The organism is Tateyamaria sp., from assembly GCF_059783535.1.
On sequence record NZ_JBYNDP010000017.1, the window covers coordinates 33,689 to 45,798 of the forward strand.

Here is a 12,110-nt window from a genome sequence, read left to right on the forward strand (position 1 = left end):
GTGATCAGGTTACCAACCGCAACTGTTGCCTTGGGGCCGCGGTGCCTGACGCCAGCGCATCGTAAGGATCGTCTGGCGAAAGCATCATGTCGACAACCTGGCGCAACAATTGGCGTCGGCCTCGGGCTGAATAGAAACCGCCGGCGATTTGACTGGTTTCCAGCAGGTAGCGGCGATAGTCACGGTATGCGCGGTTGTCGGGACGGCTCGCCCCGGCAAAGAATGCTGGCAAGGGCTGGTCACTCACAAATTCCGGCTTTGCAAAGACGGCTTTTCCAAAAACCTTCAGCGGAATACCGCGCCACAGCACCTGTTGTGCCGCCGTTGAGTTCACGGTGACCGCGCTGCGGGCATCGTTCAGAAGCTGCGCCAGCTTGCCGCCACGCACGTAGTGAATTCGTCCCTGCAGGCCCAGTTCCCGCGCAAGTGTTCGAATGGTTTTGCGGATCGGCGCGCGCCCGTCTTCAAGGGGGTGCGCTTTAATGACAAGGTGATGATGGGCCAGAGCGCCTTCGGCAAAGCCGCGGATCACAAGGTCCAGGAACTCTGGCATGGTTTTGAAAGGCGAGTGTTCCTGAAAGCTGCTGTCATGCTCCAGTTGAAGTAACGCGAGGTGATACGGGAACCCACCGTACCGGATGCGCAACGTGGCTTGTACCCTATCCATTGTTTGGATCGGCATCAGAAACAGGCGCTTGAGATATAGCTGAAATTCACGCGACACGCTTATTGCGCGATGGGGTTGAAAGTTGCGATAACTCCCGTTTCGGAACATCACAAACCAATGATACAGCGCGCCGTAAAATATGTGCTGCCGCATGTCGCCCCAAGTGCTGGGAGGCAATGGCGCCTCCATGTCCGATAGGGCCAGAGCGTCTTGCATCTGGGCTACTGACATGTCCATCAGGCGCGAATGGCCATTGGAGCCACCACGTTCGTAGGTGACCCAGTAGGGGCGCATGTACCCTTCCTCGAAAACGTGAACAGTGATGCCGCGCCGCTTGGCCTCGGCCACAGCCTGAGCATGGATGGGGCGTACGTCACCGTAAAGGACGATGTCCGTCACCCCCTTGTTGTTCAGCAGTTGGGAAAACGCGGAGGGCCACTCGGCAGCCGTGCCGGTGAAGGGGATGTAGCTATCGCGATGAAACCAGAACGCGCGATCACCGGCATTGAAGCCGACACGCCACACAGTCGTACCTGCGCGCCGAAGCATCGCGCCAAGGCGGTTGAAAAATGGGCCATGGGGTCCCTGCAGAAACAGGAACACCCTGTCTTCGGGGGCGTGCAGCGTCATCTGGTCCCTGATACCTGGCAATGTCTTGACCCATGATGAACACCTGACTGAGGCAGATTTATGGCTCAGGCAGCATAAATCCGCAACGTCTGTGACACTTGCCCTTGGTGATATGCACAGTTACCTCAGGTCAGAACGGCAAGGAGCGCAATCATGTTCACGGGCATCGTCACCGATATCGGCACCATCACGGATCTGCAGCAAGAGGGCGACCTGCGGGTCCGCATCCAGACCGGGTACAACACGTCCAGCATTGACATGGGGGCGTCCATTGCCTCGGACGGTGTTTGCCTAACTGTCGTAGACCTTGGTCCGGACTGGTACGATGTGCAGGTCAGCGCCGAGACGGTCTCCAAAACCAACTTGTCGGCCTGGGCCGTTGGTCGCCGCGTGAACCTGGAACGTGCGCTGCGCGTCGGCGACGAACTGGGCGGGCATATTGTGTCCGGCCATGTGGACAGCGTGGCAGAGGTGGTATCTGTTGTCGACGAAGGCGACAGCACGCGGGTGCAGCTGCGCGCTCCGGATGATCTGGCCCGTTTCATCGCGCCCAAAGGGTCCGTCGCGCTGAATGGCACGTCCCTGACGGTGAACGAGGTGCAGGGGGCGGTATTTGGCATCAATTTCATCCCGCATACCAAAGAGGTGACGACATGGGGCGACGTGGCCGTGGGGGATGCCGTCAATCTCGAGATAGACACGCTCGCCCGTTATGTTGCGCGGCTGGCAGAGGCGGGTTGATCCAAAGGACAGGCTGCGCCTGACGCCGCTTCTGGCGTTTTTCCGGTGTGCTCGCATTATGGGAGGCGAGAGCGCGGTGGCGTACATCGCCTTCTCAGATGATTTTTCTGAAACAAGAAAGAGCGCAGGTTCTGTGCGCACCGTAGTACTGGTATTGATATGCTCGATCCTCTATGTCGCGCACAATGCTGCCACAGGTGACCCATGAGCTTTGAAACCCCCGGGCCGGTCGAGACTGACCTCGCTGCTGCCATTTCGCCGATCGAAGAGATCATCGAAGAGGCGAAGTACGGCCGGATGTTCATCCTGGTCGACCATGAGGACCGTGAGAATGAAGGCGATTTGGTGATCCCCGCCAATTTCGCTGATGCAGCCGCCGTGAACTTTATGGCGACCCACGGACGCGGGCTGATCTGTGTGACCTTGCCCGCCGAGCGGATCGACGATCTGGGCCTGCCCATGATGGCAATGCACAATTCCTCGCGCCACGAGACGGCCTTTACAGTGTCCGTCGAGGCACGGGAGGGCGTCAGCACAGGTATCTCCGCAGGCGACCGTGCGCTGACCATTTCGACGCTTGTGAACCCGCAAGCTACCTCTGCCGATCTGGCGACGCCAGGGCACGTGTTTCCGTTGCGTGCCCGCAAGGGTGGTGTCCTGGTCCGCGCGGGGCATACGGAGGCAGGCTGTGACGTGTCGCGGCTGGCGGGGCACTACCCGAGCTCCGTCATCTGCGAAATCATGAACGAAGACGGCACGATGGCTCGGCTGCCCGATCTCGTGGACTATGCAGCTAAGCATAAGCTCAAGATCGGTACGATTTCTGATCTCATCGCCTATCGCCGCCGCCACGACAACCTCGTGGTAGAAACGGATCGGCGCATGGTGACCTCTCAGCATGGTGGCGACTGGGATATGCGGATTTTCACCGACCAGACCTATGGCATTGAACACGTCACCTTGTCCAAGGGCGATCTGACAACCGATGAGCCGGTGCTGGTGCGCACCCATGCTCTGGCGGAGGTGACTGATATTCTGGGCCTCAGCGACAAGCCTGTAGGCGACTTGCCACGCGCGATGGAACTGATCGCCGCCGAAGGGCGTGGTGTCGTCTGCCTGTTCCGCGAACCGCGCAAGTCGCTTTTTACCGACGAAGAGCCGGGCCCGCGCATCGTCAAGAATACGGGACTTGGCGCGCAGATGCTTTCCAATATGGGCCTGTCGCGCCTGATCCTTCTGACCGACAGCCCCCGTACCACCTATATGGGCATCGACGCCTACGGGCTTGAGATCGTCGGCACCCGCCCCATCCTCGGAGAGAAATGATGGCATCCATAGACCACCACGTGCTGGACCGCCCCAGCTTTGACGAGCCCACCAAGTTGCTGATCGTCGTGTCGCCCTACTACAAGCAGATCGCCGACAACCTCGTGTCCGGCGCTAAGGCCGAGATCGAGGCCGCAGGCGCCACCTGGGATCTGGTCGAGATGCCCGGTGCGCTGGAAATTCCCACGGCCATCGGCATTGCCGAACGGATGTCGAACTTTGACGGCTACGTGGCGCTGGGTTGTGTGATCCGGGGTGAGACGACGCATTACGAAACGGTCTGCAATGACAGCTCCCGCGCCATCCAGCTTCTGGGCCTTCAGGGCCTCTGCATCGGCAACGGTATCCTGACGGTGGAGAACACCGACCAAGCCGAAGTGCGCGCCGACCCCGCCAAGCATAATAAAGGTGGCGGGGCTGCGGCTGCGGCCTTGCACCTGATCGCGCTCAGCCGTAAGTGGGGCCGCTCCAGCAAGGGGGTTGGGTTCAAACCGGCCACCGAATACCAGCTGGCAGGTAAGACAGGAACCACCACCGCATGACCCTTTCGGGCAACCAGAAACGCAAGATGCGCTCTGCCGCGCGGCTCTATGCCGTGCAGGCCCTGTTCCAGATGGAGCAGACGGCGCAGACCGTCGACCAGATCAAGGTCGAGTTCATGGACCACCGCTTTGGCGCGTCCTATGAGGGCGAGGAGATGGCCGAAGGCGATCCGGACCATTTCGCGCGGGTCATGGATGACGCGGTGAATTACCAGGCACCGATCGACCAGATGACGGATCGGGCGCTGGTGGCGAAATGGCCGATTGCGCGGATTGATCCGACACTGCGAGCCTTGTTCCGTGCGGCAGGGGCCGAATTCCGCGATACGGGCACGCCGCCCAAGGTGGTGATCGTTGAATATGTGGACGTTGCGCGGGCGTTTTTCCCCGAGGGGAAAGAGCCGAAATTCGTGAACGCGGTGCTCGACCACATGGCGCGAGAGGCACGACCGGAAGCGTTTTGACACAGGCATTTCAAACGCGAGTGTTTGAAATGAATTCGATCTTGGGCGCGCGGAAACACATTTGTTTCATAGAATAAAGTTGCTGAACGGCTGCATCGAAGTATTGTGGTCAATCGCGTGTCGCGCTGGCGCTTGCTAGCCGAAGGTCGAAGTAAACTCCTACAGCACGTTAGGGTGAAGGGCTGACCCTTTTAGGAGCTTCAGCAACGAGTGGGGCCTTGCAGAGTCCGCGAAAATTGCACGCCGCTGCCTGGTGCAAGGGTGTCCAGACAAGCTCGTTCTCGGTGGCGCGTCCGAATTGTGTCAGTTTAAGGGTGCATGTGTCGCACCGCGAGTCGCTTGAAGCACACCTTTCAAAATCCCAACTCACATTAGAGTTTAATTGCCTTACTCGACGCAATGAACTCGCAGTCTCTTAGTCGCCCCAAGACATATCTAGGAGTAAATCATGGGCCGTGAAGTAACTCTCTTCAGCAGTAAGGAAACAAAGAGCCGCAGCGACGTCGCGACGTTCCTGCGCAGCCTTGCCGATCGCCTCGATGCAGCCGAAGTGATCCTGCGGAAAGGTCAGGAAGAAATCGTGCTGAGCTTGCCTGATCGAATGATGCTCGAGTTGAAGGTCGAGGATGAGGAGAAGCGCCATAAGGGTATTCAGCATAGCCTTGAGGTCGAGATGAAGTGGTATGATGGTGACGCTCCAACCGGTCCCGTCGAGTTGGGTTAGAGCTGCGCAGCAACGCAATGCGGGCCTAGGTTCATTGCATGCGTCAGTTGCGAGGCAAAAATCAGTGTCAGTTCCATGGACGCGATAGTCCGAAGCTGACGGCTGGGTCGGACGGTACCATACGCCTTTGGCAAACGATGACCTTGTAGATGCCACCTTCGCGCATACAATCCGACCATACAGCCAGATACCCTGCGTCGGTACGGCGGGCACCTTTGGGGACCGCTCCTGCGCAGTTCACTGGACAAAATGGTTGCATTGTCCGACAAGGCAATCGGGGTCTTGGTTTCGGAGCATCATGCCAGTCTGTCTCTATGTCAAAGCGGGCTTCAATGCGTTGTTCGCAAGGAGAAGTGGTTGCATTCTTCGACTGCCGAACCGGGATCAAGCCACACTGACGCGGGGCCCAGCATGACAGACATCCTGTTCAAAAACGCCAAATTGGTGGATCCGGAGGCGGGCACAGTGACGACAGGCGCGCTTGTCGTGCGTTCTGGAAGGATCGCTGAGCGTCTCGCGCAAGACGTTGAATTGAACTCGGACAAGACCGCAGACTTCTCCAGGATTGTCGATTGCCAACGCAAATTCCTGGCACCGGGCATCGTGGATGTCGGTGTGAAGGTGTGCGAGCCCGGAGAAAGGCACAAGGAAAGCTTTGGCTCAGCGGGGCTTGCAGCGGCGGCTGGTGGGGTGACGACAATGGTCACCCGTCCCGATACTGACCCGGTCATCGACAATCCTGAGACCTTGGAATTTGTGATCCGCCGTGCCCGCGAGGCTGCACCAGTCAATGTTCTGCCCATGGCTGCCCTGACAAAAGGGCGACAGGGACGCGAGATGACCGAGATCGGCTTTCTGCTGGATGCTGGCGCTGTCGCTTTCACCGATTGTGATCGGGTAGTTGCTGAAAGCAAGGTATTCGCTCGCGCTTTGACCTATGCCCGTTCGTTGGGTGCGCTGGTGCTTGGGCACCCGCAGGATCCTGGTTTGAGTGCAGGCGCAGCGGCCACGTCGGGCAAGTTTGCGTCACTACGGGGCCTTCCCGCCGTGTCACCCATGGCAGAGCGCATGGGGCTTGATCGGGATATCGCAATGGTGGAGATGACTGGTGCGCGCTACCACGCTGACCAAATCACAGTTGCACGTGCACTGCCGCCGCTGGAGCGGGCGAAAAACAATGGATTTGATATCACCGCAGGGACGTCCATCCACCATCTCGCGCTGAATGCGTTGGACGTGTCCGACTACCGCACTTTTTTCAAGATCAAGCCGCCCTTGCGCGACGAAGAGGATCGCGTGGCGATAGCCGAAGCAGTTCGGACAGGTCTGATAGATGTCATCAGCTCGATGCACACGCCCCAGGATGAAGAAAGCAAACGGTTGCCCTTCGAAGCAGCCGCGTCTGGTGCGGTTGCACTTGAGACACTGCTGCCCGCTGCGATGCGCCTGTTTCACGCCGATCAAATCGACCTGCCTACATTGTGGCGTGCCATGTCGTTGAACCCCTCCCAACGCCTTGGGCTCGAGACTGGGCGGCTGGCAGTGGGGGCGCCTGCGGACCTTGTGATGTTTGACCCGCATGCACCCTTTGTGATGGATCGTGCCACACTGCATTCCAAATCTCGCAACACCCCATTTGACGGCGCAAGGATGCAGGGTAAGGTTTTGGAAACCTTTGTCGCTGGACGATCCATATATAAAAGAGACTGAATGCCCCTTCTTGAAAGCACACAAGCAACACTGGCCCTTTGGGCAGTGGTTGGTTACCTTCTTGGGTCGATCCCTTTCGGCATGGTATTGGCGCGGGTGATGAACCTTGGAAACCTGCGCGAGATTGGCTCCGGCAATATTGGCGCCACCAACGTCTTGCGGACAGGTAACAAACTGGCTGCTGCGCTCACATTGGTGTTGGACGCGGGGAAGGGGGCAGCCGCCTTGCTGCTCGCTCGAGTGATTGCCGGAGCAGAAGACGCGGCACAGATAGCTGGGCTCGCGGCAATGCTGGGCCACTGCTATCCGGTCTGGCTTGGCTTCAAGGGCGGCAAAGGTGTTGCAACCTTTCTTGGCCTGCTGACTGCTCTGCACTGGCCCGTTGGGCTGGGCGCCTGCATTGCGTGGCTTGTCGGTGCAGGCCTGTCCCGCATTTCGTCGATGGGTGCGCTGGTTGCGGCTGCGGCATCGACCTTCCTGATGATGTTTCTGGGTGCGCCTGATGGACTGTTGCTCGGGGTTTTCCTCACGCTCCTGGTCTTTTGGCGGCACCGCGAAAATATCCGTCGCATCAAGGCGGGCACGGAACCCAAGATCGGTCAAAAAAGCGCCTGAGAGATGTCGCTGCTTTGCATGCGTCTGCAGATGCGATCATTCTAGCTGACCGAACGCGATTATGTGCTCGCCCGAAAAATTCGTCTGTTTACTCAACTGGCTGCACCAAGCAATGCCGCGTTCCCACCGGAAGCGGTGGTATCCACGCAAACATGCCGTTCAACGAAGACATGTGCCTTGTCTGGCTGCCCTTTGATCAACGGGATGATCGGTCCGTTGCGCTTGGCGAGCGCCTTTTCCAAGTTGCGGCCCGTTGGTTCCATTTCACCCCACCAAAGTACACCGCCATAGGCGGGGCCGTCGGTCAGCGCTTTGGCGTTAATCTCACCGGTGGCCATAACTGCATGACCTCCCAATGCCGTCACTGCCGCCATCTGGGCGGCCGCTGTTTCGGGGCCTGGACCGGCGCAGAGCAGGGCAAGCCGCGGGGAGCGGCTGTGTACGTTTGACTCACCTGTTGGACCGGGAAGTGTGGTGCTGTCCTGAACCGCGTTCGAATTCTGTGGCAGCGGCGGCAACGTGGAGGGACCAGACCAAGTCTCAGATGAGTTTTCGGATACTTTCGCCCTGAAACGCAGCAGATAATCGGGCCCACCTGCCTTTGGTCCTGTCCCCGATAAGCCATGTCCGCCAAAGGGCTGACTGCCCACGATGGCTCCGATCTGATTGCGGTTAACATAGACATTGCCTGCCGCAATGCGGTCCGTCACATGTTGTACCCTGTCATCAATGCGGGTGTGGAGGCCGAAAGTCAGACCGTACCCCGTGTCATTGATGGCGTCGATCACGGCATCAAGGTCGGCAGCTTTGTAGGTCGCAATATGTAGAACCGGACCAAACACTTCCCGCTCGATATCTTCGATACCGTCTACGCGGATCAGAGTTGGCGCTACAAAATACCCATGGGTCAGGGTTTCAATTTGATGTAGTAACCACCCCTTAGCCCGCGCGGTGGCAATATGTGCATCTATGTCCGTCTGCGCTGCAGGGTCGATGACGGGGCCTATGTCGGTTGCAAGCTGCCAAGGAGTGCCGATGCTCAAAGCGTCCATAGCCCCCATCAACATCTCGGTCAGCCCTGGTGCGATATCCTCTTGCACGTAGAGACAGCGTAGGGCGGAACAGCGTTGACCCGCGGATTGAAAGGCGCTCTCGACGATGCTGCGCACAACCTGTTCGGGCAAGGCGGTGCTGTCGACGATCATCGCGTTCAGTCCGCCGGTTTCCGCGATCAAGGGTGTGCCGGGTGCTGCATGATCGGCCAGGTTGGCGCGAATGCGCAGCGCGGTTTCGGTTGAGCCGGTGAAGGCGACGCCATTGACCTCCGGATGGCGGGTCAGAGCCGCGCCAATGTCGCCCGCGCCCAAAAGCAGCTGCAGGGCGGTGTGCGGAACACCCGCTTGGTGCAATAACTCTATCGCTCGGAACGCGATCAGCGATGTCTGTTCGGCCGGTTTGGCCAGAACGGCATTGCCGGCGGCCAGCGCTGCCGCAATCTGCCCCGTGAAAATCGCCAGAGGAAAGTTCCATGGCGAGATACAGACAAAATTGCCCGCGGGCGCACTGCCGTCCGCGTGTGTTGCGTAGTAGCGGAGGAAATCCACCGCCTCCCGCAGTTCAGCCACGGCGTCCGGCAGCGTTTTGCCTGCCTCGCGGGCGAGAAGAGCAAAGAGCTCGCCAAACGCCGCCTCATAAAGATCGGCAGCAGCGTTCAGGATGCGGGCGCGTTCTTCCGCAGAGACGGACCACGCCCCGGCGTCTGCGAAAGCATTCTTCGCGACGTCCGGTGTTGCCCAAAGGGCGGTGCCTACAACGTCCTCCGGATCGGCTGGATTCAGTACTGGTGTTTCAGCACCATCGCCCGTTCTCACAGTGAGCGAGTGCGCGCTCCACTGATGCGCAGCAAACTTTTGACGCGCTCTTTCAATCTGCGACAAGGTCGGCGTATGGGTCAGGTCAAACCCTTGCGAATTGCGTCGCTTGGGGGCGAATAGCGCAGGCCCGTCTGGAATGGTGATCGCGCTGTCTTCCAAGGCGGCGAATGGATCGGCGGCCACCGCCTCGGGCGGCACATCCTCATCCACGATCTGGTTCACGAAGCTGGAGTTTGCTCCGTTTTCAAGAAGCCGCCGCACCAGATAGGCCAAGAGATCGCGATGGGCGCCCACTGGCGCATAGATCCTGCACCGTGTCCCATTTTCGCGGAGAACCATGCTATGCAACGCCTCACCCATTCCGTGAAGACGTTGAAATTCAAAAGGTTGGTCGTCAGCCATGTGGAGGATCGCTGCGACTGTATGGGCGTTGTGCGTTGCAAATTGCGGATATATGCAGTCGGTCAGGCTCAGTAGTTTACGTGCATTTGCAATATAGGACACGTCGGTTGCGGCCTTCCGTGTGAAGACGGGAAAGCCCGCAACGCCCTCGACCTGCGCGCGCTTGATTTCTGTGTCCCAATAGGCGCCCTTGACCAACCGCACCATCAGTTTGCGATCGTGGTGTATGGCCATGTCGTGGATTGCGTCGATAGTGGCCCCGGCACGGGGGCCGTAGGCTTGAACTACGATGCCGAACCCGTCCCAGCCTGCCAGTGCCTTTTCCCGCAGAACCGCATCAATGATCTGTAAGGACAAGGACAAGCGATCGGCTTCTTCCGCATCCACGTTCAGGCCCATCCCGGCCGATGCGGCAAGAAGGGCGAGTGACCGCAGGCGCGGCACAAGATCCCGCATCACCGCGGCCTCTTGCGCACGTTCGTAACGAGGATGCAGGGCGGACAGCTTGACCGAGATACCTGGATTTTCGCGGATATCTGTGTTGGTGCACGCCCGCGCGATGGCAGAGATGGCGCGTGAATAGCTCAGATGGTAACGCCGCGCATCGGCGTCGGTCATCGCTGCCTCTCCAAGCATATCGTAGGAATATGTGAACCCTTCAGCCTCCATTCCCGCAGCGCGTTCCATCGCGCTGTCGATGTTCTCGCCCAGCACGAATTGTCGTCCCATCTCTTTCATTGCGCGGGAGACGGCAGCGCGGATCACAGGTTCGCCCAATCGCTTGATCGCTCCGCGCAAGTGCCCAATGGGGCCGGGCTGATCATCATCTAATACGCGCCCGGTCAGCATCAACGCCCATGTCGATGCATTTACCAATGATGACGTCGAATGACCCAAATGCTTGCCCCAGTTCGACGGCGCGATCTTGTCTTCGATCAGCGCGTCGATGGTATCGGCATCCGGCACGCGTAACAGAGCCTCTGCCAAGCACATGAGAGCGATCCCCTCATCGGTCGACAAACCGTATTCAGCAAGGAAGGTTTCCATCAGACCCGGTGCCGCTTGGGTGCGAATTGCAGTGACCAAACGCGCGGCACTGTCGCAGATCGCATTCCGGTCCTTGGTAGACAGATTTGCTGTTTGGATCAGGGCCGCGAGAACGGCTTCGGGTTCGCCATACTTGCCTTGGTCAAGCTGGGTCGCCAGTTCACGGTTCATTTCTCGTACCATGGCACTTTCCTTTTCCATTTAGGCAAGTGTATCATCCCTTGATCAGGTAAAATGATCGAAATTGGGGAAAACAGCAGAACAAATGAATATCTTGACGCAGGGTACGCAAGCGAAGAAACCAAAGGCATTGGACAAGCTGGATCAATCGATTCTGACCGCTCTTGCCGAGGATGGACGGATCAGCATCACCGATCTTGCGGTTCGGATTGGTCTGTCCAAATCTCCCACGCAAGCGCGGTTGCGGCGATTGGAGAAAGCCGGGATCATTATGGGATACCGTGCGCTGCTTGATCCGATCTCACTGGGGCTTGATCATGTGGCCTTTGTGGAAGTGCGGTTGAGTGACACCCGTGAAGCAGCATTGCGAGCCTTCAATACGGCGGTTCAGCAAATTCCAGAGATTGAGCAAGCCCATATGATCGCCAGCCATTTCGACTATCTGTTGAAGGTCCGCACTCGGAACATGGCGCAGTATCGTCAATTTCTCGGAGATGTGATTTCAAGCCTGCCCCATGTTGCGTCAACATCGACCTATGTCGCCATGGAAGCCGTCAAGGAGGTTATGTTGCCCGGGTTGGAGTAGCGCGAGACTTGACTGGTCGGCGCCGGGCATCATTCTTTTGATTATGAGATATGCTATTGTTGCCCTTTTGTTATCCAGTCCGGCACTGGCGGAAACATGTCCGCCGACACCAGATATTTCTGCCGATTTGCAGGCGTTGATTGCCGATGCGAACGCTGCATCGGACGAACGCAATGGACAAGCCGCCTCTGACCAGATGTGGCAATTGTGGTTGCGGGCACCTGATGCCGCTGCTCAGGAGGTTCTGGATCGTGGCATGCGCCAACGAAGCAGTTTCGACTTTGCCGGTGCGTATGACAGCTTTGATACGCTTGTGAGTTACTGTCCCGACTACGCGGAAGGTTACAACCAACGTGCATTCATCAGCTTTCTGCGCGAGGATTTTTCTGCCGCACTCATTGATCTGGACCGGGCGTTGGATATCTCTCCTGACCATGTAGGGGCGCAGTCTGGACGAGCGCTGACGCTCATGAATCTTGGCCGACGGGAAGAGGCCCGCGCGCAGCTTAAGCAGGCGTTGGTGAACAACCCGTGGCTGTCCGAACGTCATTTGTTGGCAGATGGGGCGCCGCTTGGCCCGGAAGGTCAGGAATTGTAGTTCC

At 58.5% G+C, this 12,110-nt stretch carries 11 protein-coding genes; 9 read left to right on the forward strand and 2 right to left on the reverse strand.

Going from position 1 to position 12,110, the window contains the following annotated elements; all coding sequences use genetic code 11:
- Nucleotides 1–4: 4 nt before the first annotated feature.
- Nucleotides 5–1,297 carry a capsule polysaccharide biogenesis protein gene (locus tag AC6RA8_RS05755; RefSeq protein ID WP_500351167.1) on the reverse strand — a complete coding sequence of 431 codons (1,293 nt, stop codon included), beginning with the start codon at nt 1,295–1,297 and terminating at the stop codon, nt 5–7.
- Between the two features lie 153 nt (nt 1,298–1,450).
- On the opposite strand from AC6RA8_RS05755, the gene AC6RA8_RS05760 reads away from it, so the two are divergent.
- From AC6RA8_RS05760 to plsY, 7 genes are all read left to right on the forward strand, one after another.
- On the forward strand, nt 1,451–2,038 hold the full coding sequence (locus tag AC6RA8_RS05760) for a riboflavin synthase (protein ID WP_500351168.1): 588 nt from the start codon (nt 1,451–1,453) through the stop codon (nt 2,036–2,038).
- A 204-nt stretch (nt 2,039–2,242) separates the two neighbouring features.
- Complete coding sequence (gene ribB / locus AC6RA8_RS05765) at nt 2,243–3,364, forward strand: 3,4-dihydroxy-2-butanone-4-phosphate synthase (protein WP_500351169.1); 1,122 nt, start codon at nt 2,243–2,245, stop codon at nt 3,362–3,364.
- On the forward strand, nt 3,361–3,906 hold the full coding sequence (locus tag AC6RA8_RS05770; protein ID WP_500351170.1) for a 6,7-dimethyl-8-ribityllumazine synthase: 546 nt from the start codon (nt 3,361–3,363) through the stop codon (nt 3,904–3,906). Before ribB ends, AC6RA8_RS05770 begins: the two co-directional genes overlap by 4 nt.
- Nucleotides 3,903–4,370, forward strand: coding sequence for a transcription antitermination factor NusB (nusB, locus tag AC6RA8_RS05775; protein WP_500351171.1), 468 nt, complete (start codon nt 3,903–3,905; stop codon nt 4,368–4,370). Before AC6RA8_RS05770 ends, nusB begins: the two co-directional genes overlap by 4 nt.
- A 448-nt stretch (nt 4,371–4,818) precedes the next feature.
- On the forward strand, nt 4,819–5,094 hold the full coding sequence (locus AC6RA8_RS05780) for an amphi-Trp domain-containing protein (RefSeq protein WP_500351172.1): 276 nt from the start codon (nt 4,819–4,821) through the stop codon (nt 5,092–5,094).
- Nucleotides 5,095–5,505: 411 nt separating this feature from the next.
- Nucleotides 5,506–6,804, forward strand: coding sequence for a dihydroorotase (gene pyrC, locus AC6RA8_RS05785; RefSeq protein ID WP_500351173.1), 1,299 nt, complete (start codon nt 5,506–5,508; stop codon nt 6,802–6,804).
- Nucleotides 6,805–7,419 carry a glycerol-3-phosphate 1-O-acyltransferase PlsY gene (gene plsY, locus AC6RA8_RS05790; protein WP_500351174.1) on the forward strand — a complete coding sequence of 205 codons (615 nt, stop codon included), beginning with the start codon at nt 6,805–6,807 and terminating at the stop codon, nt 7,417–7,419.
- A gap of 92 nt (nt 7,420–7,511) precedes the next feature.
- Here the strand turns inward: plsY and putA are convergent, their stop codons facing one another.
- Nucleotides 7,512–10,925: a bifunctional proline dehydrogenase/L-glutamate gamma-semialdehyde dehydrogenase PutA gene (gene putA / locus AC6RA8_RS05795; RefSeq protein WP_500351175.1), complete on the reverse strand. Its 3,414-nt coding sequence runs from the start codon at nt 10,923–10,925 to the stop codon at nt 7,512–7,514.
- A gap of 82 nt (nt 10,926–11,007) precedes the next feature.
- Between putA and AC6RA8_RS05800 the strand changes: the two genes are divergently transcribed.
- On the forward strand, nt 11,008–11,508 hold the full coding sequence (locus tag AC6RA8_RS05800) for an Lrp/AsnC family transcriptional regulator (RefSeq protein ID WP_500351176.1): 501 nt from the start codon (nt 11,008–11,010) through the stop codon (nt 11,506–11,508).
- Nucleotides 11,509–11,551: 43 nt separating this feature from the next.
- Nucleotides 11,552–12,106: a tetratricopeptide repeat protein gene (locus AC6RA8_RS05805; protein WP_500351177.1), complete on the forward strand. Its 555-nt coding sequence runs from the start codon at nt 11,552–11,554 to the stop codon at nt 12,104–12,106.
- Nucleotides 12,107–12,110: the final 4 nt, after the last annotated feature.